Consider the following 25,556-nt stretch of genomic DNA (forward strand, 5'->3'; position numbering starts at 1 on the left):
ATATTACTTTTCTACTAGGGATATCTTTCCATGTATCGTTATTTATATAAATCACATAATATATAATACTACATGGAAGAACTTTTACTACGATATATCAAAGGCGAAGCAACCGAAGATGAGAAAAGGTCCGTGATGTTATGGATCGAACAATCCCCGGAAAATATGCGCCAATATATGGCTACCCGCAAACTATATGATATCTCTTTATGGAATGTGACAAAAGACCACAACCAGACCAAGAAACCTGCACACAAATTTAATCTATATCGCATTGCCATAGAATTTACCAAAATCGCAGCCATTCTTATCATCTGTTTTATGGTAACCAAGCAATTATTCAATCAGGATACGATTTTACCGGAAATGCAGACTGTCTATGTACCGGCCGGCCAGCGTGTTGAGCTTACTCTTGCCGATGGAACAAAAGTATGGCTTAACTCCCATTCTACATTTAGATTCCCGAATCATTTTACAGCCGATGCACGAAACGTAGAATTGGATGGAGAAGGATATTTCACGGTTCAGCATAACAAAAAAGCCCCATTTACAGTCCAAACAGGAAAATATGCCATACATGTTTTAGGAACCGAATTCAATGTGAAAGCATACAACAGAAGTAATATGTTTGAGACTTCATTATTAAAAGGGGCTGTCGAAATATCATCTCCGGATATGACAAAAAACTTGCGGTTGCAACCAAATGAAATTGCTCAGCTCACCAACGGAAAGCTAACAAAACAGCATATTCCTGATTATAATTATTTCAAATGGAAGGACGGATTGTTCTGCTTTGAAAACGAAACGATCGAAAATCTGATCGAAAAGATGCAACTCTACTATGATGTAACCATAAAGGTAGAACGGGCTCCGCTTCTTCAATATCGTTATTCCGGTAAATTCCGTATAAAAGACGGTATCGAACATGTGCTAAAAGTACTTCAACTCAAACATAAATTTACATACGAAAAAGATGACGAACGTAATCTAATTACAATAAAATAAATCGAATCACATTGTTAATCTTAATTCAGACAAGCCTATGAAGAATGTAACCTGATTATCGTGGTGCAAAAACGCGGGGTATATTCACACACACCCCGCGTCAAAGTCAGCACCCTAATGAATTATTACGAAAATTACAAGTGCTAACATCATTAGAAAACAAAAGTATGAAAAAAAATTGGAATAAGAGATTCTTGTGCCCTGAAAAAACACAACACAAAACAATTAGAAGGATGAGGTTAACTTTAATATCGCTATTTATGTTTACCGCCGGCATGTTTGCATCCGTCAATTCCCAAACGATGCGAGTCAACATACAAGTGCGAAACGTAGACACCCGGAAAGTTCTGGAAGAAATAGAAAAGCAAACGGATTATCTGTTTATCTATAACAGTAAAGAAGTGGATCTGCACCGTAAAACCTCTGTTACGGCATCCAACCGCACAGTTACAGAAGTTCTGTCGGATATTTTCGACAAAACAGATGTCGTATATGCAATGGAAGGAAACAATATTATGTTAATGCGCCGTGAAGCGTCGGTTGCACAACAGTCTCAAAGGACAATTACAGGAACAATAATAGATGATCGCGGAGAGACGGTTATTGGAGCTAATGTAATTATTAAAGGCACCGATCACGGAACGATTACGGATCTTGACGGGAAATTTACTCTGGAAGTCCCAAACTCAGGAAGCATATTACAAATTTCCTATATTGGTTATCTAACGCAAGAAGTTGCCATTAATAATCAAAACAGCTATAACATTCAGCTAAAAAGCGACAACCAGGTATTGGACGAAGTTGTAGTAGTTGGTTACGGTACACAGAAAAAAGGCGAATTGACCTCCTCCATTGCCAGTATTAAAAGCGAATCGTTCGTTAAAGGAGCCGTACAGGATGCCGCCCAGTTATTACAAGGTAAAGTAGCCGGACTGGGAGTAGTATTACCCAATGGAGATCCAACTGCTTCCACACAAATTATGTTACGTGGTGTAGGAACTTTGAGGTCCAGCACTTCACCTCTTGTTATTATTGATGGTGTTCCCGGTGATCTTACTACAGTTGCCACCGAAGACATAGAAAGTATCGATGTGGTAAAAGATGGTTCGGCAGCAGCTATCTACGGTACGCGTGGTAACAATGGCGTTATCTTTATCACTACAAAAAAAGCCAAGGGAGAAACCCCTCTATCTATAGATATACAAGCCTATGTTACGACCCAGCAAGTAAAGAAAAAGCTGAATATGATGAGTGCCGGCGAATATCGCGAACTTGTAAGTCAGGGCGTTGCAGGGGCCAACGACTTTGGATATGATACCGATTGGCTGGACGAAATTACACGTACTCCTGTATCCTGGGTTACAAATGCCAGCTTAAAAGGTGGTACGCGAAATACCAATTATATTGCGAATATTAATTATAAGTCGGCACAAGGTATTATAAAAGAATCGAACAACGATGTATTAACTTCACGTCTGGAAGTTAACCACAGCATGTGGGATGGCTTATTGAAGTTCAACTTAAACATCATGGGACGTGAACAGAAGTACCGTATGTTGGGAGAAAAAGATAATGCAGAAAACGGTACTTATAAGTCCAGTTTCAAAGGTGAAATATATCGGAATGCTTTAATCAACAATCCGACAGAACGTCCAAAAGATGACAACGGTAATTGGATTGAACATACCGAAATACATGAATATGCCAATCCTCTTGCTCTTATAGAAGAAAGTAGCGGCGAAGCGAAAAACACGCAATTGCGGACATTCGGAACAGTAACACTTACTCCTATCCGTCAATGGTTCATCAGGGTATTAGGCTCCCGTACATCATTCAATGAAACCCAGGGTTACGCAGAAACAAAGAAACATCTTTCCACGATCAGAGACAGCAAAAATGGTTATGCTTCAAAGAAAAGTATTTACAAAAGAGAGAATTTACTTGAAGTGACCTCCCAATACAAAGAACAATTCGGACTACACGATGTAACAGGATTAGTTGGTTATTCATACCAGAATGACATATTTGAAAGGTCTGCCATGACTAACTGGGATTTTCCATCTGATCAATATACTTATAATGATATGGGCTCCGGTGCCGCTTTGAAGAGAGGTGAAGCGACACAACTTACTCAAAAACAAGAAAGCACGCTTATCGGATTCTTTGCCCGCGTAAATTATAATTTTGATAATAAATATCTATTATCTGCAAGCATCCGCCACGAAGGCTCTTCCAAGTTCGGTGCAGACCATAAATGGGGTAATTTCCCTGCTTTCTCTGCAGGTTGGAATCTATTCAATGAAGGATTCATGGAAAGCACAAAGAATATATTAAGCACATTAAAGTTACGTGCCGGATTCGGTGTTACCGGAACAATCCCTACCGAACCTTATTTATCATTAAGCAAATTGGCAACAGGTGATAATTTTTATACAGCAGACGGATGGATACCGACTATCAAACCATCCTCCAACTCAAATCCCGATCTCCGTTGGGAAAAGAAAGAAGAATGGAACGTAGGTATCGATTTCGGTTTCCTGGAAGAACGTATCAGTGGTAGCATCGATTTATATCAGCGTAAAACAAAAGATATGTTATGGCAATACCAGGTTGCCCAACCTCCTTATTTATACGAAAACATCATCGCAAATGCAGGAACAATGGAAAACAAAGGGCTTGAGATCAGCCTGAATTTCATTCCTGTACAAACAAAAGAATTTACATGGGGAAGCACTATCAATTATTCTACCAATAAGAACAAATTGTTGTCTCTTTCCAATGATCGTTTTCAATTAAAATCAGGTTTTCTGGATGAAGGGAATACCGGCGAACCAATCCAACAGAGTACCCATCGTTTGTATGTTGGCGGAGGAGTTGGAGATTTTTACGGATTCAAAGTAGTAGATATTGATGAAGACGGACGCTGGGTTATTGAAGATAAAGACGGTAATCCTAAACCTATATTGGAACAGCAACCTGATGATAAAAAAGTTATTGGGAATGGTTTACCCAAACATTTTTTGAGTTGGATAAATAACTTCAGTTACAAAGGTTTTAATCTGTCTGTCAATATGCGCGGCGCTTTTGGGTTTGATATATTGAATATGCCTAAATTATTTTATGACAGCCCTATATTCCTGGCAAGAGGCAATCTGCTAAATACGGCTTTCGGACCTAAACTGAACGGCAAAAAGTTAAGTAGCCAGCAAGAGTTACAATATGTAAGTTATTATATAGAGAAAGGAGACTATTGGAAAATCGATAACATAACATTAGGCTATACATTCAATCTAAAAAATAATTATCTAAAGAGAGTAAATCTTTATTTCTCAGGAAGCAATCTGTTTACAATAACCGGTTACAGCGGTGTAGATCCGGAGGTAAACGCCAGTGGCCTGAATCCGGGATGCGATACCCGTGAACGTTATCCGTCCACACGCTCGTTTACTCTTGGAACTATACTGACATTCTAATCTACTAAAACTAGAAAATCATGAATAAATTCAATATACATCTATTGGCATTCGGTGCAACAGCACTCCTTATGACTTCTGCTTGCACAAACCTCGATGAAAAGGTATATTCTTCCATCACAGAAAGCTCTTATAACTATACTCTTGGTGACGCAACAAAAGCCGTTGGTTCCATATATGCAAACTTAAGAGGCTACTACGGCGCAGGAAACCGGACACAAGAAATTTCTTCGGATGAAATAATAATGCCTGCAAATATGATTGGCGGATGGGACGATGGCGGTGTATACCGGCGTATGCACCGCCACATGTGGAATTCGGAGCAAACGCTTATTCTCGATTTGTGGAAAAATCAATATACGGGAGTAATTTTGGCAAACCGGGTTTTAAGTCAGCTTAATAATAAAGAATTTCCACTTGCAGCGAACGAGAATGAAAAGCGATTGATAGCAGAGGTACGTGTTTTGCGCGCTTTCCACTACTGGATTATTATGGATAATTGGAATAACGCGCCGTTAATGACAGAACCATCAAACGATCTGCCTTCCAATTCCACCAGACAAGAGATGTTTGACTTTGTAACATCCGAAATCAAGGCCGTAATTGAAGATCTGCCCACAGACAAAACAAACGATACATACGGGCGATTCACCAAATGGGCAGCGCATGCACTACTTGCTAATGTTTATCTGAATGCAGAAGTATATGTAGGTACTCCTATGTGGGATAAATGTATAGAAGAATGTAATGCCGTTCTTAATTCGGGTAAATACCAACTGGATGCAGATTACAAGACTCCATTTTCTACACATAACGAAAACTCTTTGGAAAACATTCTGGTGGTTCCGTATGATGAAATTTATGCTAATGGATTCCAATATTATCGCGATGCACTGCATAAAGCAAATAAAGATACTTACAATCTGGAAGCTACGCCTAGCGGAACCGGCTCTTATAAAGGAGTGCCTCAATTTATCGATACGTATGACCCGGACGATGCAAGATTGAATGCAACGTGGTTATCTGGTCCTCAATTTAAAGCGAACGGAGATCCTTGTGTTGGATTTACGGATATGAACAACAAACCGCTGGTATATGAGAACAAAATGCCAAACGGCGTAAACGTTGGTGAAGGCGAAGGCGTAAGATGGCTCAAATACGAAATAGTGCAAGGTGCACGTGCCGGTTTGAACAATGATTTTGTTATTTTCCGCTTGGCACAGGTATACATGATGAAAGCCGAGTCTTTACTGCGGACAGGTAAGGCGGACGAAGCAGCCCAACTGGTTAGTACAGTCAGAGCACGGGCTTTTAAAGATCATCCTGAAAAGGCGAATGTTACCGGTGCACAACTTCAAGAACCATCTTCCTACAAATATGGGACAGTTACTAATTATACGCTTACTCCGCAGAATACGCGTATGCCCGAACAATTCGGACGCTTTTACGATGAATTAGGCTGGGAGTTTGCCGGAGAATTCACAAGAAGACGCGACATGATCCGTTTTGGTACGTACACTAAAGCAAAATGGTTATCGCATGAAAGCAGCAGTGATTATCGTTCCGTATTCCCAATACCCCAGCGTGTTTTGGATTCCAACAGCAAGTTAAGCCAGAATCCTAATTACGAATAATGTATTTTCAACGAATTAATAATTATATAATATGAAGATATTCAATTGTAGTGTTTTGGGAGTTGGTTTTTTATTATCCGGCATTACCCTGTCGGCACAAGAACAATCCCGCCCCAACCTGATCTACGTATTCGCAGATCAATTACGGGCAGATGTGCTGGGGTATGCCGGAGATGCCAAAGCCATTACACCTAATATCGACGGTTTTGCCAGGCAAGCCGTCAATTTCGAAAATGCTGTTTCGGTAACTCCGGTAAGCGCCCCTTACCGCTCATGTCTTTTCACGGGGAAATATACAAGCTCGACAGGCATGGTAATAAATGAAATCAACATGAATCCGAACCATCGTACAATAGCCCACGTATTAAACGATGCCGGATATAATCTGGGGTATATCGGCAAAATGCACCTGAACGACCAGCATCGCCGAAGCTACGAACGTGGCCCCGAACGCATGGGATTCGACGGATACTGGGCTGCCTATTCATTTAACCACGACAGTTATAAATCGTATTACTACACGGATGATGAAAACGGAGAACAGGTAAAAGTGGACTTAACCGGGCAATACGGCCCGGATGTCTTTACAGGATTAGCCGTAGATTACATTAAAAAAGAAGCGAATAAAGACAAACCGTTTGCCTTGTTCCTCTCATGGAATCCAACGCATGACCCATGGACAAAAGAGAATGTCCAAAAAGATTGTTATGAGAAGTTTAAAAACACCAGCTTTGAACTTCCGGACAATTTCAACAACGTTCCGGACAAATATATGGACCGTGTTCCTCAGGAATTCTTTGACGGCGATTCCGCCTGGAAAGAAAGCTTCATTAAAGAAGGGGGCTATCAGGAAACCATGCGTTGCTACTACTCTATGGTTAATTCAATCGATGAAGAATTCGGACGCATATTATCGGCTATAGACGACATGGGGATTGCCGACAACACGATTGTTGTCTTTACCTCCGACCACGGAGAAATGTTCGCATCGCAAGGCAAGATGTACAAACTGACGTTTTACGATGAAGCCGCACGCATCCCTTTCCTGATCCGTTATCCCAAATTAGGAACCAAAGGGAAAAGCGATGCCTGCCTGAATACACCGGATATTACTCCCACCCTTTTAGGATTAATGGGATTGGATAAACAGATTCCACAGGAAATGGAAGGCAAAGACCTGAGTTTTATTCTTCGCCATGAAAAAGGGGAAGAACCTCCATTCGCTTTCATGCAGGGAATGGGACATACTTATCAATGGAAAGACGGCTTTGAGTGGCGTGCCGTTCGCGACAAGCGCTATACTTATGCCAAATATCTGGTAGACGGCTCGGAACTGCTGTTCGACAGAGAAAAAGATCCTCATATGAAACAGAACGTTATCGATAAGAAAGAATATGCCGGTGTCTTGAATAAATTAAGAACCGGAATGAGCGGCAAGATGAAAGAACTTAACGACGAGTTCAAGCCCTGTACCTGGTATCGCGACCATTGGATGTACAAAAACTACAGCATCAAGGCGGCCGCACATGGCGAGTTTGGCCCGCTACCTCCAATTGAACCCCGCCGTACTCAGGATTGACAAACAGATCGGGTACGGTCGATTATTTATCCGCAATAACACTTTTCAGAAATAAATACCTATTTTTGGGAAGTGTTATTAAATTCTTTATAATTCTCTAATTAAATCACGACCATGAAACACGTAGCAATGGCCGCACTGGCGGCTTTCATTACGGCTGCTCCGCTGTCTGCAAACACGGAAGCCGGAAGAAATGAAAGTATCAATCTGAATTATCAAAACAATCGTTATCCTTTAGTTACAAAGCCCTATATGGAGCTTCCCATCGGAACAATCAAACCGTCCGGATGGCTGAACGAACAACTAAAGCGCATGGCCGATGGCATGACCGGCAACCTCGACCAGATATACGAGAAAGTCATGGGACAACGCAACGGCTGGCTCGGAGGTGACGGCGACGTCTGGGAACGCGGGCCGTACTGGATAGACGGTCTTCTTCCGTTAGCCTACATCATGAACGACCAGAAGTTGATCGAAAAGGTTAAGCCCTGGATCGAATGGACGCTAGCCTCACAAAAAGAGAACGGCTATTTCGGCCCCGATACCGACCGCCCTTACGAACCCGGTCTGCAACGCGACAACGCCCACGACTGGTGGCCCAAGATGGTGGTGCTGAAAATCATGCAGCAATATTATTCGGCAACCGGCGACCAGCGCGTCATCCCATTCCTCACAAACTATTTCAAATACCAGCTTAATGAGTTGCCAACCTCTCCCCTGGGCAAATGGACTTTCTGGGGAGAACAACGCGGAGGCGATAACCTGATGATTGTATATTGGCTTTACAACATCACCGGAGATAAATTCCTGCTCGATCTGGGTGAACTGATCCACAAACAGACGTTTGACTGGACTAAGATTTTCCTTGAGAAAGATTATCTCGCCCGCCAGCACAGCCTGCACTGTGTAAATCTGGGACAAGGATTCAAAGAACCCGTTATCTACTATCAGCAAAGCGGAGACAAAAAACAACTGGAAGCCGTAAAAACCGCCTGCAACACGATCCGCAACACGATAGGCCTGCCTACCGGATTATGGGGAGGCGACGAATTATTACGGTTTGGCAGCCCTACAACCGGATCCGAACTCTGTACAGCCGTCGAAATGATGCTCTCTTTGGAAAAAATGCTGGAAATAACCGGCGACGTGCAATGGGCCGATCATCTGGAACGCGTAGCTTACAACGCCCTGCCAACACAGGTTACGGACAATTACGATGCCCGCCAGTATTACCAGCAGACAAATCAGGTAACCGTTTCCCGGGAATGGCGCAACTTCGTAACTCCACACGAAGATACGGACATTCTTTTCGGAACACTTACAGGTTATCCTTGTTGCACGTCCAATCTTCATCAGGGCTGGCCTAAGCTGGTGCAAAACCTCTGGTATGCCACGGCAGACAACGGAATAGCCGCCCTGGTTTACGCGCCGTCTGTGGTAACAGCCAAAGTAGCAGACAACGTTACGGTAAAGATTGACGAAAAAACAAACTACCCGTTTGACGAACAAGTCCTATTCGACATCCATTTCCCGGAGAAGACAAAAGAGGCATTCTTCCCGATCCATTTGCGCATCCCGGCCTGGTGCCAGAACCCGGTGATCATGCTTAACGGACAAACATTGGAATGCGAAGCTTTTGCCGGCGAAATTACACGCATCAACCGCAAGTGGAAGAACGGCGATCAATTAAGCATCCAATTCCCAATGCAGGTAGAATCCGAACAATGGTACGACGGTGCTGCCGTAATTAAACGCGGGCCGTTACTCTATGCACTGAAGATGGACGAGAAATGGGAGAAGAAAAACTTTGAACCCGAGAAGGCTGCAATTTATGGCCCGTGGTATTATGAAGTAACTTCAGACAGCCCGTGGAACTATGCTTTGTCACACAAAGACCTGCGCCCCGAATCTATCGGAAAATCTTTCATTGTAGAAAAAAACACCTCTGTTTCAACTTATCCCTGGAACGTGGAAAACGCGCCTGTTAAGATCAAGGCAAAAGGAAAACGGCTGAACGGATGGACACTATCCCGTGGCTCGGCTGCAGACGTAGCCTATTACATCCAAATTGGCGAAGATACCGGCAAGGAAGAACCGATCGAATTGATTCCGTATGGCTGCACAACGCTTCGCATTACCGAATTTCCTATTCGGGATTAAGCCCGGATAGCTCCGTACCCCTACAAAAGTATGACCCACACGCTGGCGGAGCCTCTGTAGGGGTACAGAACTATTACCGGAGTACTGGCGAAGGTTTTGTAGCCCTACAAAATGATCACCGGCGTAGCTGCAATGGTTTCGTACCCCTACAAAATAGTTACCGGAGCGCCGGCAAACCTTTGTAGCCCTACAGAGGTTTCGCCGGCGCTCCGGTGATAGTTTTGTACCACTCCGAAGCTCCTTCTTCGTTAAAATATAAAGAATCCAAAGCCAATTCCTTCTGTTTTATTACTTTTGTAATCAAAAAAAGATAAATGAGTTACAGTTGGAATACACGGACGGAACTTTTGCTGGGGGCAGACCGCATGGAATATCTTGCCAAAGCGCATGTATTGGTCGTCGGACTGGGCGGCGTAGGTGCTTATGCAGCAGAACAGATTTGCCGCTCCGGAATTGGCCACATGACAATTGTTGACGCCGATACGGTAAACGAAAGCAACCTCAACCGGCAACTTCCCGCACTTCATTCCACCCTGGGGAAACCCAAAGCAGAAGTAATGGCCAGCCGTCTGACGGACATAAATCCCAGGCTAAAGCTGACGGTAATTAACGAATTCCTTCGCGACGAACGGACAGAAGAAGTGCTATCGGCAAAATTCGACTTCATTGTCGATGCAATCGACTCACTCAGCCCCAAAGTATTCCTCATTTATCACGCCTGCCAGCGGGGCATTCCTATTATTTCCTCTATGGGAGCCGGAGCCAAAGCAGATCCGTCGCAAGTCAAGATCGACGATATATCGAAAACATGCAGCTGTGCCCTTGCCAAAGCCGTCAGGAAACGGCTCCGCGGAATGGGCATCAATCGCGGCGTACCGGTTGTCTTCTCAACCGAAATGGCCAATCCGGATGCCATCATAGAAATAGACAACGAACAATGCAAGCGATCAACCACCGGCACGGTATCCTATATGCCAGCCCTGTTTGGTTGTTATCTGGCCTCCTACGTAATACGCAATATTTAATCGTCAATTATTATTTTCAACTGCCAATCGATATGATTCAAACCCAAGGAATAACGAAAAGCTTCGGCACCCTTCAAGTACTGAAAGGCATCGACCTCACGATAGAAAAAAGTGAAATAGTAGCCATCATCGGTCCCAGTGGAGCCGGAAAAACGACACTTCTTCAAATCATCGGAACCCTGGACTCTCCGGACAGTGGACGCTTAATCATCAACGGAACAGAAACCGGGCGGCTCAAAGACAAAGAGCTGGCTGCTTTCCGCAACAAAAATATTGGTTTCGTATTTCAGTTCCACCAGCTTTTACCTGAGTTTACAGCACTGGAAAACGTAATGATTCCGGCATTAATAGCCAAAGAAAAACCGGGAGTTGCAGAAAAGAGAGCGAAAGAAATGCTCGATTTCCTGAAGCTGTCCGACCGCATGGGCCACAAACCGGCCGAACTTTCCGGCGGAGAGAAGCAACGGGTAGCCGTAGCACGCGCCTTGATCAACAATCCGGCAGTTATCCTTGCCGATGAACCGTCCGGCAGCCTGGACACGAAGAACAAAGAAGAACTGCATGCGCTCTTTTTTGAATTGCGGGAGCAGATGAAACAAACATTCGTCATCGTAACCCACGACGAACAATTAGCATCGAACGTAGACCGGGTTATACACATCAAAGACGGCGTGGTATTAGAATAAACCAAATCAAGTATTTTTTATATGACACAAAATAACAGAGTAACATTCGGAAGCAAGATAGGAGTAATACTAGCCACCGTAGGTTGTGCCGTAGGGCTAGGCAGTATCTGGCGTTTCCCATATATGGTAGGAGCAAACGGAGGAGGTGCATTCCTGCTGGTATTTATTATCTGCACCGTTTTGTTCGGGCTTCCGATCATGATTACGGAGTTCTTTATAGGCCGCCACTCACGCAGCAATGCAGCCGGAGCATTTAAGAAACTGGCACCCGGTACGAAGTGGAGTCTGATTGGTTACAACGGTGTATTGGCCGCCTTTCTTATTCTCGGATTCTATTCGGTTGTTTCCGGCTGGACGCTGGAATATATATGGCAGGCTATATCCGGTTCACTGGCCGGCAAATCGGCATCCGAATTTACTGCCGATTTCGAAACCTTTTCAAGTAGCGCCTTACGACCTATCGGCTGGACACTGATATTCGTGGCACTGACCCATTTCATCATTATCTCGGGTGTAGAAAAAGGAATCGAACGGGCATCCAAAATAATGATGCCGGCATTGTTCCTGATATTACTCATCTTATGTGTACGCTCTATTACTCTGGACGGAGCGTCCGAAGGGCTTTCGTTCTTGTTTAAACCGGATTTCGATAAAATTACATCATCGGTTATCTTAAGTGCAATGGGGCAAACATTCTTTGCGATGAGTATAGGCATGGGATGTCTTATCACTTATTCTTCTTATTTTTCGAGCGATACGAAACTACAGCTGACAGCCATACAAGTTATTGCTCTAAACACATTGGTAGCGTTGCTTGCAGGGATCATGATATTTCCGGCGGTATTCAGTTTCGGTATTGAACCGACTGCCGGGCCAGAACTGGTATTTATCACCCTCCCGAACGTATTCGAGCAACTGCCTTTCGGCAATATCTGGTCGCTGATCTTTTTTATCCTTCTGGCACTGGCGGCACTTACATCCACAATATCTTTACATGAAGTAGCCACAGCCTACGTACACGAAGAATATCATATGACAAGAAAAAAAGCAGCCTGGTTTGTCTCCGCAGGCGTATCTGTTATTGCTATCCTCTGTTCCCTCTCTTTCGGCATGCTGAAGGAGTTTACCATAGGTGGCCTGACCATCTTCAATGCATTGGACTATCTCACGGCCAAGATCATGATGCCGCTGGGAGGCATGTTCATCTGCATATTTGTAGGGGTGCGCATTGATAAAAAAGTATTGAAAGCAGAACTGACGAATAAAGGGACTGTCAAGTTTTACCTGTTCAACACATACGCCTTTTTCATAAAGTACATTGCCCCGGTTGCAATCGGTATCATCTTTGTAAATGAGCTAGGCCTTATCAAATGGATCACCCGCCTTTTCTAAAATAAAAAACAGGAGTTACTTGCCTATCAAAAGGTAACTCCTATCTTTACAATACATATTATTAAAACCTGGAACTATGAACTGGCGTGATTTATTTTATTTCTCGAAAGGAGAAAGGAGAGCATTAACCGTATTACTTATACTGATCTCTCTTTCGTGGCTCGCTTTACAATTCAAAGAAAATAAACAAGAGGCCGATTTGCCTAAGGCAACGGCTTCATTTAACAATACGGCCGTTCCATCCGAAGCAACCCGTACCAACAATCCGCAAAGCAAGAATCCATCATCCGGTTTCCAAAGTTCCAAACATTCCTTTCGGAAGAAATCCGGATTCCTTCGGGGAGAAAATAAAATTCCATCCGAAAGAAAGTCTTTTTATACCCGGAAATTCCCTGAAGGGACAATCGTAGAATTGAACTCTGCCGACACCACCATCTTAAAGAAAGTTCCGGGTATTGGAAGCACCTTTGCACGACGCATCATCAAGTACCGGAACTTATTAGGCGGATTTTACTCTGTTACACAGCTTAGCGAAGTCTATGGAATAGACGAAGAACGATATGAAGCAATGAAATCGTGGTTTACGGTAGATGTGTCATTGATCCGCCAGCTTCATGTTAACATAATGTCATCGAAAAAGCTAAGCAAACATCCTTATATCAGTTACCGGCAAGCTCGCTGCATCGAACAACTGGTAAAGCAAAAAGGCAGACTTTCCGGATGGGAAAACCTGCAGTTACTTGAAGAGTTTACAAAGACAGACAAGGAACATTTAGTCCCTTACCTGTCCTTTGATTAAAAAAACAGCAAAGTGTATGAGTATTTTTATTTTCCTGTACTCATAACGCCCGAATCATTATCGGAGTTATTAAGTTTCTTCTGTCCGGCACTGTATTTGCGTCCGAAAGAGAAATTATAAGAAACAGTTGCTACAAACAAGCGTGAACTTTCCTTTATATACATCGACCGTTTATAAGAAGCATACTTGTTCCAATTCTCTGTTTCAACCTTATAATTATCCGTAAACGGGTTTATTACACGCATCCCTACATTTAAACCCTTATGGCGATAGCTCAACATAATACCTTGTATATTTTCTCCGCCGGTCAATGTCTCACCTTTAAACCAGTTCCAATTTGTGATCACCATATACCAAAGCGACCATTTCTTCCAGGTTACGGATGCATTAACGTCGCACCACCAATTCGTGTAACGATGTTTATAGGTATTTCCGTTACTTATATAATGATTCACACCACCATCAAAAGAAATCTGGAAAATATCTTTAACAGGGCCGAATTTTATATTGGCATTTGCAACCACACGTTGCCAATTCTTCTGGTTATCCCAGGTCTGGATAATCTTATTCCCTTCCTGATACTTTTCATCCATGATAGCATCAGGTTGATACTCATAAGCACCGGTAAAATTGGTATAAAACAAACCTTTGCGGAACTCATAATTCAATTCGGTATAATAACTCATATATGTTTTCAGATCCGGGTTACCGCGTTGTATCTGCAAAGAGTCAATCATCTGGTCAATAGCACTCAATTCGCCTAATGAAGGAGTCACATTCCTTATGGTTGCTTTAAGACGGACAGAAGATTCACCGGGAAGCGGACAGAAAAGAGTTAACCGGGGATTAACCGTATAGCGTTCATATTCTTCGTCCGAACCACGCTGATCATAATAAGAACGGCTTACTCCTACTCCCAAAGAATAATCCACTTTCTTTAATTTCCCTTTAAACTCGCCATACATAAAGGTTTCTGCCTGTACCATGTGAGTCTTATAATTATGTCCGTTGATATAAGCATTATCCGAATACGATTGCGTATGCCTCAACCCCCCGCTTATACGGTTGGCATTACCCAGTTTTTTCTCATAAATGGCTTCCCCGATCAATGAATATTTCCCACCATTAACCCTGTTATTAATATCCGTCAGCACTTCTTCATTGCGGCTCTCTTTATAAACACGGGCTGTTTTTGTCTTGTTATAGGTTCCAACCAGATTAAAAACCAGGGTCTGGTCATTCTTTAAATTCCGCTGATAATATAAATCCAAAGCCGGGGTTTTATAATCATTGTCATTACGGTCGATCATATCCACCTTATCATCCGGATTTTTCTTATTCATCAATACGCCTCTATAATCCCAATACGGCTGGTGCGTGGTATTATAGCGAAAAGCAGCATTAAACATATATTTTTCAGGTTCCTGGTAACTGTAATTCAGATTCAGATTATGCATGAACATACGGCCTCGCGAGGGTTCTCCAATTTCTACACGGTTTAATGATGTCCCGTCTGCCAAATGGAATTCTTCTTCATTATTACGTTTCAGTCCGTAGAAATCGCGCGGACCGATACGATAGTAAGCACCCCATTCCGATTTTTTATGATTCACCTTGGCCGACGCATTATATTCTCCCCACATAGCATTCAATCCCTGTGCCATATCCACAGCAAAACTACCTCCAGTGTCCGGACGGCGCACAATATAATCCAATACAATATCGGCGTTTCCATAACGAAGCCCCGGATTATCATGATACTCTATACGGATAATATCAGAAGGAATCAAGGCCTTTATATCTTCCTGTTCAACCTTCACCCCGTTAATACGTAATTGAACCACCCCATTTCCCGGCATCTTAATCTGGTTGTTCAATACATCTACCTGAACACGCGGCAACATCATTTGTTGAAGCAGATCCATCCCATTAGAAGAAGCCTTCAACTGACGTTCGGAAGGAAAAACAATCTTGCGGTCCATGCGACTTGTCTGTCCGGATGCAGTAACTGTTACATTATCCAGAGACACAGTCGCGTCTCCCAGCAAAATATCGCCAAGTACAACGCTCTTAGAAAAACCATCCAACGTTATATATCCTGTATTATATCCAAGACTGGAAACGACTAATATATAATTGCCTGACATTACTTTATCAAGCGAAAAATTCCCCTTTTCATTTGTAGTCGTGCCCTGAACAAAAACCGAGTCGCGCGTTTGCAATACTACATTGGCAAATTCCAATGTCTCATTGCTTTGGGCATTTTTCACTTGTCCTTTTATCATTAAATTTTGGGCAAAAACTTCTGTTACCATGCAGCAAAGCAGCACGATTACCATACTTATCCGTTTCATAATGCTATTGTGTTATTTTTTCTTCGCAGGATGGCCTGTCCCGTTTGTAATTTGTTTCTGTTGATAAGACGACACAACACCATTACTGGTTACATTTCAAAAGCAAAAAATCATAATAAAATTCAGAGATCATTCAGCAACATCCATATATATAGATTTTTATGTATGTTTGCATCAGATAAATTTATTATTTCGGAAGGCTACCTTTATGGATATATTAAACGGATGGATCAGTGGAATAAATGAAATTCTTTGGTCATACATATTAATCGTTATGTTATTGGGTTGTGCCGTATGGTTTACCCTGAAAACCCGTTTCGTACAATTCCGCATGATCGGGGAAATGATTCGTTTATTAGGAGATTCCGGTACCACGCATAATAAAGAAGAGAAACATATTTCTTCGTTTCAGGCATTTGCCGTATCACTGGCCAGCCGTGTAGGCACAGGCAACATGGCAGGCGTAGCAACTGCAATTGCAGTTGGCGGCCCGGGAGCCGTATTCTGGATGTGGCTGATTGCTTTGCTGGGTTCGTCAAGTGCGTTTGTAGAATCTACTTTGGCACAATTATATAAAAGAAAAGGGAAAGAATCGTTTATCGGCGGCCCGGCCTACTACATGCTGTACGGACTGAAACTGAGATGGATGGGAGTATTATTTGCCATATTGATTTCCATTACATTCGGCTTTGCCTTCAACTCGGTACAAAGCAATACCATTTGTGCCGCGTGGGAAGGGGCATTTGGCATAGACCACGTTCTGGTGGGAGTAATTATTACAGTATTCACCATATTTATTATATTCGGAGGCATACAACGGATTGCTAAAGTAAGCAGTATTGTTGTTCCGGTAATGGCGTTAGGATATATCGCCTTGGCATTAGGAATCGTCTTATTCAATATCACCCGGTTACCCGAGGTATTCGAAACCATCATTGCTAATGCTTTCGGTTGGGAACAAATGGCCGGAGGAGCTGTAGGGGCTGCACTTATGCAAGGTATCAAGCGAGGATTATTCAGTAATGAGGCTGGTATGGGATCGGCTCCCAACGTAGCAGCCACAGCAGATGTGTCGCACCCGGTAAAGCAAGGATTAATACAAGCCTTGGGCGTATTTACCGATACATTAATTATATGTACGTGCACAGCATTTATTATCCTGTTCAGCGGTGCACCGCTGGACGGTTCCATCAATGGCGTACAACTCACACAACATGCCCTGACAAACGAAGTTGGCAATATAGGCAGTATTTTCGTGGCTTTAGCAATTCTGCTTTTCGCTTTCAGCAGTATTATTGGTAACTATTATTACGGAGAAGCAAATATCCGTTTCATCACTTCAAGGAAAAGCATATTGTTTCTTTACCGTCTTCTGGTAGGCGGCATGGTCATGTTCGGAGCATTGGCAAGCTTGGATCTGGCATGGAGCCTGGCGGATGTTACAATGGGACTGATGACAATCTGTAATCTGATAGCCATCTCTTTACTCAGCAAACAAGCGTTTCTCTTACTAAAAGATTATCTTTTACAGAAAAAGAAAGGCATTAAAAACCCGGTATTTTCCAAATCCGATATACCGGAGCTCAAAGGGGAAATAGAATGCTGGTAAAAACCATTATTCATAAATAAGACTTGATAAATTATCGGGGGCAAAAATTTCATTTGCTACCTCCTGTATCTCTTCGGCTGTCAGTTTTTCTACCTTAGCGAACACTTCGGATAATGTATCATAACGATTATAATGAAGAAAGCTTTTCCCCAGACCTAAAAAAAGACCTTCACGATTGTCGCCCGACACACCTAATTGTCCAATAACCTGTTTCTTCGCAGCAGTCAATTGCGTTGCCGACAATTTCACATCACGTAATTTATCCAGTTCCTTATGCACAAGCCGGATCGCTTTTTCTTTATTTTTAGGATCGGTACCGAAGTAAATACTTGCCAGTCCGGTATCGGTATAAGAGGTGACATTAGACTCTACGTTATACACCAATCCGTTTTTTTCCCTGAGCGATACATTTAAACGGTTATTCATTCCCGGACCGCCCAATAAATTATTAAGGAGAAACAGCGGAATACGTTTCTCATCAAACATACTGTAAGCCCGGCCTCCAATCAGCACATGTGCCTGATGCGTATCTTTATGTATTTTTCTTTCACAGGGAAGAATAGGGCCAGGTGCTTTACGGACACGTTCAGCCATCGGAAATGAGATTCCCGTCAAGGCATTTTCAGCCATTTTCACGATCTTACTAAAAGAGATACGTCCCATAGAGAAAAACACCATGTTTTCGGGAGCATAAAAACGACGCATAAAAGAACGTCCTGATCCGGAGTCAAAGTTCAAAAGGGATTTTTCACCCCCTAATATATTATGCCCTAATGCGTGATCCTTAAAGAGCAGGTTTTCAAATTCATCAAATATCAATTCGGAGGGACTGTCTTCATACGAATTAATTTCGTCCAGAATCACATCCACCTCTTTTTCTATCTCTTGTTCCGGAAATTGAGAATAAAATATCAGGTCGATAAGTAATTCAAAAGCCCGCCGGTAATGTTCTTCCATAAAAACAGAATACACAAAAGTCTCTTCTTTTGTTGTATAAGCATTTAGCTCTCCGCCCACATTCTCCATCCGGTTCAGGATATGCCAGGCTTTCCTCTTCTTCGTTCCTTTAAACACCATGTGCTCCACGAAATGAGCCAAGCCAAATTCGTCTGCATTTTCATCACGCGTACCGGCATTAACCGCAAATCCACAATAAGACACAGGAGAATCGACAGGAAGATGAACAATCCGAAGCCCGTTAGATAATATATGAGAAAAGTATTCCATTTCTACCTTTACTTAAATTACGCCGCAAAAGTACATATAATATATTGTTCTTTTACCATAACACAAAAGTATATCCATGTTTGCCTTTAACCCATTTATCATAAATAATTAAACGATCCCGATCGTTTTTCAAATTCATCCCGATGATTTTCTAAAATGATCGGGATGAAATTATAAGGTTCTTATTATGCGAGTATCACCAAAAGTAGGTACTTTTGCAAATCGGTATTAAAAAACAATCAGGCCGTTAAATATTACAAACGACAGTTATGACACACGAGAGCATCTCTTTATTATTGGAACAGGAAGCCCAGGCAGTACGTAATATTCCTATTTCTCCGGGTTATGAAGAAGCCGTATCACTCATTACACATCACGTACACGAGCTGGGAGGAAAGCTGATTACGAGCGGAATGGGCAAAGCCGGGCAAATCGCGATGAACATCGCTACAACTTTTAGCTCTACCGGCACTCCTGCATTCTTTCTGCATCCAAGCGAAGCCCAACACGGCGATCTGGGCATTGTCAGGGATAATGACATTATGTTGCTTATATCCAATTCCGGCAAAACACGTGAGTTAGTCGAATTAGTAGAATTGACACAAGGATTGGCTCCCGATATGAAATTTATCGTTATAACCAGCAACCCGGATAGTCCTTTAGCCAATGCGGCTACAGTCTGTTTGTTAACCGGTGCTCCTAAAGAAGTTTGTCCTTTAGGGCTTACGCCTACCACATCCACAACCGTAATGACCGTTATTGGAGATATTCTGGTAGTCAGCACGATGAAGCGTATTAACTTCAATAATAAAGACTACGCCAAACGGCATCATGGCGGCTATTTGGGATCAAAAAGCCGTGAACAAAGCAAAAATGAATAATACGCTATGAGAAAAGTAATTGGCATCGGAGAAACTATCCTCGATATCATATTCAAAGGAGACCAACCGCATACGGCCGTACCGGGAGGATCTGTATTTAACGGGCTGGTATCATTAGGGCGGATAGGCGTCCCGGTTTCTTTTATCAGCGAAATAGGAAATGACCGGGTCGGAGAAATCATACGGAAGTTTATGGAAAAGAACCATATCTCTACCGACTTTGTAGATTGTTTTCCTGATGGAAAAAGCCCTGTTTCTTTAGCTTTCCTGAATGATGAAAATAATGCCAATTATATCTTTTATAAAGATTATCCGGCACAACGGCTGGAAGTTGCATTACCCCGTATCAATGAAGACGATATATTCATATTCGGTTCTTACTATTCCCTTAATCCGGTATTAAGAAGCCGGATGATTGAATTTTTACAATACGCACGCGAAAGAAAGGCCATTATTTATTATGACCCGAATTTCCGCAAGGCGCATGCCCACGAAGCAATCCGCCTGACTCCAACCGTTCTTGAAAACCTTGAATATGCAGATATAGTACGCGGTTCGGATGAAGACTTTCTAAATCTGTTTGGCAAAACAGACATGCAAACCGTATATAAAGAACATATCAAATTCTATTGTAGCCGTTTTATTTCGACGCATGGCGAAAACGGGGTAAACCTATTCACCAATACGATGAATGAGCATTTTGATGCCCCTTCCATTCGTCCCGTAAGTACAATCGGAGCCGGCGATAATTTTAATGCAGGAATTATTTTCGGCCTGTTGCAACAAGATGTACGCCATACAGACCTGAATACGTTAAGTAAAGAAAAGTGGGAGAAGATCATACGCTGCGGTATGGATTTTGCATCGGAGGTATGTCAAAGCTATAACAATTACATATCCGAAGAATTTGCAGCCACTTATCCGAGACAGTCTTAAATAACATTAAGCCAGGCTACAAAAGATTCCGTTTTTATTATCTTTGTAAACAAAGCATATTGTAAAACAACGATGATTGGTAAAATTCTTTTTTTATTCACCAGTATAACTACGCTTATAGGATGTACTTCCAATACACCGGAGATACGTTCCCTTTGTTTACGCGACGACATTGGCAATTACATAATCAAATGGGAAACAGATCCTCAGATTGAAGGGACACTGAAAATATATGTTTCCGATAATCCTGAAACATTCAACACGGCAATTCCGGCCGGATACGCAAATATCAGGGATGGTGTCTCCACTTATATTACAAATGACAATATCACCCGGAAATACTTTCTATTGTCATTCAATGATAAATATTACCAGAAAGTAGGCGCCCGGTCTGTTATAATGGATAGCATACAAAACCTCCGCGATTTAGGGGGGTATTTCAATAAGCATAATAAAATGACTAAATGGGGCAAAGTTTTTCGTTCCGGACAATTAAGTTCCTTAACCGAACTAGACACCATCCGCCTGAACAACCTTGGAATAAAAACGATTATCGATCTTCGCACAGAACAGGAGATTACCGCAGCCCCTATCCGTTACAGCAATGCAAATATTGTTCATATACCCGTTTCCGCAGGGAAAATGGCAGAAATACCTCAACGTATCAAGGAAGATAAAATAAAAAAAGGGGATGCCATCCTTTATATGCAAGACCAGTATTTGCAATTCGTAACAGACAACAGTGCACAGTTTGCAAAGGCATTAGACCTATTTGAAGATGCAAACAATTACCCTATCCTGTTTAACTGTTCTTTAGGCAAAGACCGCTCAGGCTTTCTTGCATTCATATTACTTTCCGCGTTAGGAATACCCGAAGAGATCATTGAACAGGATTATCTGGCTTCCAACAACTATATCGATGTAGGGCATTTCGCTTATCAGGCTCGTGATCTCAGCACAGATGCCCAGGAAAGCATAACTGTCCTGCTCACAGCGAATATATCTTTAATGGATCTGACCTCCCAAAAAATTATAAAAGAATACGGGTCAGTAAACAAATACCTGTCAAAAGGTTTAGGATTAACAGAAAAGAAACGTGAACAAATAAAAGATATGCTTCTATATTAATGTGTATCAAAATTATTTGCGTACCTTTGCACGTTCTGAATATTATACACAATATATAACATCGCATTTTGAAAACATTTGAAGAATTAGGAGTTGCCGCACCTATATTAAAGGCAATTCAAGAAATGGGCTACGAATCGCCCATGCCCGTACAAGAGGAAGTGATTCCTTTCTTACTGGGAGAAGATAATGACGTAATCGCACTCGCACAGACAGGAACAGGGAAAACTGCAGCATTCGGTTTGCCGATCCTACAAAAAATTGACGTTCATATATATCAGCCACAAGCTCTTATCCTATGTCCTACCCGCGAACTTTGTTTGCAGATCGCAGACGATCTGAATGATTATTCCAAATATATCGATAATCTGAAAGTATTACCCGTATATGGCGGATCAAGCATAGAAAGCCAGATAAAGATGCTGAAAAGAGGAGTACACGTAGTAGTTGCCACTCCGGGACGTCTGCTGGATTTAATGAACCGTAAAACAGTAGACCTTAGCAATATAAAGAATGTAATTCTGGACGAAGCGGATGAAATGCTGAACATGGGCTTTACCGACAGCATTAACGCAATTTTGGCGGAAGTTCCTGCTTCACGCAATATGCTACTGTTCTCTGCTACAATGCCACAGGGCATTGCCAGCATTACAAAGAAGTACATGAACAACCCGAAAGAGATCGTTATCGGACGGAAGAATGAGGGTAATAAAAACATCAAGCATGTTTACTACATGGTTCATGCACGCGATAAATATCTGGCGCTAAAACGTATTGCAGACTTTTACCCCAACATATACGGTATCATTTTCTGCCGTACACGTAAAGAAACTCAGGAGATTGCCGATAAGCTGATACAGGATGGCTACAATGCCGACTCCTTACACGGAGAACTGAGCCAGGCGCAGCGAGACTATGTAATGCAGAAGTTCCGCGTAAAAAACATCCAACTGCTGGTAGCAACAGATGTAGCAGCCAGAGGACTGGACGTTGACGACCTGACACATGTTATTAATTATGGCTTGCCTGATGAAGTGGAATCATACACACACCGAAGCGGACGTACAGGACGTGCAGGCAAAACCGGTATCTCCATCGCTATCTGCCATATAAAAGAAAAAGGCAAAATCCGCGAAATAGAACGCATACTGAACAAGAAGTTCGAAAAAGGAGAAATCCCGAGCGGACATGCAATCTGCGAAAAGCAGTTGTTCAACCTGGTAGACCAGATTGAGAAAGTAAAAGTAGACGAAGAAGAAATCGCTTCACTTATGCCCTCCATCTTCCGTAAACTGGAATGGCTGGACAAAGAAGACATTATCAAACGCGTTGTATCCATGGAATTCAACCGCATGATAGACTATTACAAAGATGCAGACGAAATCCAGGTAGTAGATGAACGCAGTTCACGATCTGAACGCGGAGAGAGAGGGGAAAGAGGGGAACGCGGCAGTCGTCGCGGCCATGAAGCAGAAGAAGGCTTTGCACGCTTTTTCCTTAACTTCGGTAAAGCGGACGGATTATTCCCGAACCAACTGATAGAACTTGTCAACAAATGCGTTCCCGGCAAAGTACGCATCGGCAAGATAGATTTGCGCGACAACTTCTCATTCTTTGAAGTAGAAGAAGGTGAATCAAAGCGCGTTATGGACAGTATGAACGGCTTCGAAATAGAAGGCCGCCGTATTTCCGTGGAACCGGCACAAGCCCAGAAAGGCGGAGGAGGAGACCGCAAAGGACGCGGAGGAAGCAGCTTCAAAGGCAAACGCGACGGCAGAGACTTCGGAGGAGGAGACCGCAAAGGACGCAGCTCGGATAAACCCTGGCGCAGAAGTTCTTCCGAACGGGACGCAAGGAAGAAAAGATTTAACAGATAAAACAACTAAGCGGTATCTTTACAAGGTATCGCTTTTTTTATATCTTTACACGCTGTTCCTAAACATACAACGATATGAATAAAATAGTTAACCTTGTCCTCGCTCTGCTAATTTGCGGGGGACCCGTCATTGCACAGGAAATTGAATACTCACAGCCTGTTAATTCTCCGGAAAGTTGCACCAGCATCATGGTGGGAAAGAAAGCATCGGCAGACGGCTCTGTCATAACCAGCCATACATGCGACGGCAATTACCGCACATGGATGGATATCATACCGGGAACTACACACAACAACGACACCACTGTTGCTATCTATACCGGCAGGATGCACACCGAATACTACAACGATCAGAACCGGATGGAATATAAAGGCTCCATCCCCGAAGCGAATACCACCTACCGATATCTTAACACAGCCTATCCTTGCCTGAACGAAAAACAACTGGGCATAGGCGAGACCACCATCTCCGGCCGCAAAGAACTGGAGAACCCCAAAGGCATGTTCGTAATTGAAGAACTCGAAAAGATAGCCTTACAACGCTGCACAACCGCCCGTGATGCCATCCGCCTGATAGGCGAACTGGTTGCCAAATACGGTTATGGCGATTCAGGCGAATGCCTTACCATTGCAGACACCCGCGAAGTATGGCACTTTGAACTCTTTGGAGAAGGACCCGACAAAATAGGCGGTGTATGGGCTGCCGTACGCATACCCGACGACCATGTAGGCGTATCGGCCAACATCCCACGAATTTCGACTCTCAACCTAAAAGACAAAGACAACTGCATGGCCTCGGCCAACGTTTACGATGTAGCCCGCAGACTGGGATATTGGGACGGCAAAGAGCCTTTCAAGTTCTGGAAAGCATACGCGGGCGCCAATTACTTTGGAGAACCGAAATCATTCAGCGTACGCGAATACTTCATTCTGAATGCGCTTGCCCCTTCGCTAAAGCTGTCGTTCGACCAGGAAGAACTGCCAATCAGCGTAAAACCGGACAAGCCTGTAAACGTTACCGACGTAATGGCCCTGCTCCGCCAAACATACGAAGGGACGGAATGGGACGTCACCAAGAACCTGAAGGTAGCCGTAAAGGACAAAGAAACAAACACGACCGACACCATCATCAGCCCCGCTGCCAATCCGTGGATACCAACAGACATGATCAATATGCTGAACGCCGTCCGCGAAGGCACCGTGACGCGCAACCGTCTGGTAGCCGTACCCCAATGCTCCTATTCCACCGTGATACAACTAAGAAGCTGGCTGCCCGATGCCGTTGGAGGCGTAGTATGGATGGCATTGGACAACCCCGGCGAAAGCCCCCGCTTCCCAATCTTCTGCGGAACAACAAAGCTGCCCGAACCCTTCAACATCTGCGGGCAACACCGCCACCGCGACGATGCCGCCATTTGGAAATACCGCAAAGCAAATAAGCTAGCCACCGTACGCTGGGGCTTGACAAAGGAATTCATAAACCAGGGCATCGCCCACTTTGAAGAAAAAGGACAAGCAGAAATGCCCTTTGTAGAAAGCCGCTACCAAGCCATACGGGCAGAAAAGGGCGACGCTGCCGCCAATGCCTTCCTGACCGGATATACGGCCGACTTTGCCGGAGCCACCATGCAACACTGGCAAAACCTTGCCGACGAGTTCTGGAAAATGTTTGCAAGAGGATTCTAATAATTTACACATATGAAATCCCCATGAGATAAAAAAAACTCGCCAAAGAGAATGAAAATAGTTAAGCTGAAGTTACCTTTGTAGTATCAACTCTACAAATGATTCG

General features: G+C 43.1%; 17 protein-coding genes. 15 read left to right on the plus strand and 2 right to left on the minus strand.

The annotated features are described in order from the left end of the window. Positions 1–72 precede the first annotated feature (72 nt). The 9 genes from C4S38_RS10225 (at position 73) to C4S38_RS10265 (ending at position 13,753) form a co-directional block, all read left to right on the plus strand. On the plus strand, positions 73–1,005 hold the full coding sequence (locus tag C4S38_RS10225) for a FecR family protein (RefSeq protein ID WP_103983665.1): 933 nt from the start codon (positions 73–75) through the stop codon (positions 1,003–1,005). A gap of 233 nt (positions 1,006–1,238) precedes the next feature. After that, entirely contained in the window at positions 1,239–4,478 is a 3,240-nt protein-coding gene (locus tag C4S38_RS10230) for a TonB-dependent receptor (protein ID WP_103983666.1), read from the plus strand. 20 nt (positions 4,479–4,498) lie between these two features. Then, positions 4,499–6,112 carry a RagB/SusD family nutrient uptake outer membrane protein gene (locus tag C4S38_RS10235; RefSeq protein WP_103983667.1) on the plus strand — a complete coding sequence of 538 codons (1,614 nt, stop codon included), beginning with the start codon at positions 4,499–4,501 and terminating at the stop codon, positions 6,110–6,112. 31 nt (positions 6,113–6,143) lie between these two features. After that, entirely contained in the window at positions 6,144–7,691 is a 1,548-nt protein-coding gene (locus C4S38_RS10240) for a sulfatase family protein (protein ID WP_103983668.1), read from the plus strand. 114 nt (positions 7,692–7,805) lie between these two features. Then, complete coding sequence (locus C4S38_RS10245) at positions 7,806–9,851, plus strand: beta-L-arabinofuranosidase domain-containing protein (RefSeq protein ID WP_103983669.1); 2,046 nt, start codon at positions 7,806–7,808, stop codon at positions 9,849–9,851. Between the two features lie 314 nt (positions 9,852–10,165). Beyond that, on the plus strand, positions 10,166–10,876 hold the full coding sequence (locus tag C4S38_RS10250; protein WP_103983670.1) for a tRNA threonylcarbamoyladenosine dehydratase: 711 nt from the start codon (positions 10,166–10,168) through the stop codon (positions 10,874–10,876). Positions 10,877–10,908: 32 nt separating this feature from the next. Continuing rightward, complete coding sequence (locus C4S38_RS10255) at positions 10,909–11,562, plus strand: ABC transporter ATP-binding protein (protein WP_103983671.1); 654 nt, start codon at positions 10,909–10,911, stop codon at positions 11,560–11,562. A 21-nt stretch (positions 11,563–11,583) separates the two neighbouring features. Then, positions 11,584–12,954, plus strand: a complete 1,371-nt coding sequence (locus C4S38_RS10260; RefSeq protein WP_099464698.1) for a sodium-dependent transporter — start codon at positions 11,584–11,586, stop codon at positions 12,952–12,954. A gap of 76 nt (positions 12,955–13,030) precedes the next feature. Continuing rightward, positions 13,031–13,753, plus strand: coding sequence for a ComEA family DNA-binding protein (locus C4S38_RS10265; protein WP_103983672.1), 723 nt, complete (start codon positions 13,031–13,033; stop codon positions 13,751–13,753). A gap of 26 nt (positions 13,754–13,779) precedes the next feature. On the opposite strand, the gene C4S38_RS10270 is transcribed toward C4S38_RS10265, so the two are convergent. Further along, positions 13,780–16,107 carry a TonB-dependent receptor gene (locus tag C4S38_RS10270; protein WP_103983673.1) on the minus strand — a complete coding sequence of 776 codons (2,328 nt, stop codon included), beginning with the start codon at positions 16,105–16,107 and terminating at the stop codon, positions 13,780–13,782. A 208-nt stretch (positions 16,108–16,315) separates the two neighbouring features. Here C4S38_RS10270 and C4S38_RS10275 point away from each other — a divergent pair, with 208 nt between their 5' ends. Then, complete coding sequence (locus C4S38_RS10275) at positions 16,316–17,716, plus strand: alanine/glycine:cation symporter family protein (protein WP_103983674.1); 1,401 nt, start codon at positions 16,316–16,318, stop codon at positions 17,714–17,716. A gap of 6 nt (positions 17,717–17,722) precedes the next feature. Here C4S38_RS10275 and C4S38_RS10280 read toward each other — a convergent pair whose 3' ends face one another. Next, positions 17,723–18,943 (minus strand): M16 family metallopeptidase, encoded by a 1,221-nt coding sequence (locus C4S38_RS10280; RefSeq protein WP_103983675.1) that lies wholly within the window; start codon positions 18,941–18,943, stop codon positions 17,723–17,725. A 269-nt stretch (positions 18,944–19,212) separates the two neighbouring features. Here C4S38_RS10280 and C4S38_RS10285 point away from each other — a divergent pair, with 269 nt between their 5' ends. The 5 genes from C4S38_RS10285 to C4S38_RS10305 all read left to right on the plus strand — a co-directional run bounded on the left by C4S38_RS10285 (position 19,213) and on the right by C4S38_RS10305 (position 25,450). Continuing rightward, on the plus strand, positions 19,213–19,824 hold the full coding sequence (locus tag C4S38_RS10285; protein WP_103983676.1) for an SIS domain-containing protein: 612 nt from the start codon (positions 19,213–19,215) through the stop codon (positions 19,822–19,824). A 6-nt stretch (positions 19,825–19,830) separates the two neighbouring features. Next, entirely contained in the window at positions 19,831–20,760 is a 930-nt protein-coding gene (locus C4S38_RS10290) for a carbohydrate kinase family protein (RefSeq protein WP_103983677.1), read from the plus strand. A 72-nt stretch (positions 20,761–20,832) separates the two neighbouring features. After that, the gene (locus tag C4S38_RS10295) at positions 20,833–21,888 is read left to right on the plus strand and encodes a tyrosine-protein phosphatase (protein ID WP_103983678.1); all 1,056 of its coding nucleotides are present in this window, start codon (positions 20,833–20,835) and stop codon (positions 21,886–21,888) included. Between the two features lie 125 nt (positions 21,889–22,013). Continuing rightward, positions 22,014–23,765: a DEAD/DEAH box helicase gene (locus C4S38_RS10300; RefSeq protein ID WP_103983683.1), complete on the plus strand. Its 1,752-nt coding sequence runs from the start codon at positions 22,014–22,016 to the stop codon at positions 23,763–23,765. A 74-nt stretch (positions 23,766–23,839) separates the two neighbouring features. Continuing rightward, on the plus strand, positions 23,840–25,450 hold the full coding sequence (locus C4S38_RS10305) for a dipeptidase (RefSeq protein ID WP_103983679.1): 1,611 nt from the start codon (positions 23,840–23,842) through the stop codon (positions 25,448–25,450). The last annotated feature ends 106 nt before the right edge of the window (positions 25,451–25,556 follow it).

It is taken from the genome of Parabacteroides chinchillae (genome assembly GCF_900108035.1).
In the GTDB taxonomy this organism is placed as follows: Bacteria; Bacteroidota; Bacteroidia; order Bacteroidales; family Tannerellaceae; genus Parabacteroides; species Parabacteroides chinchillae.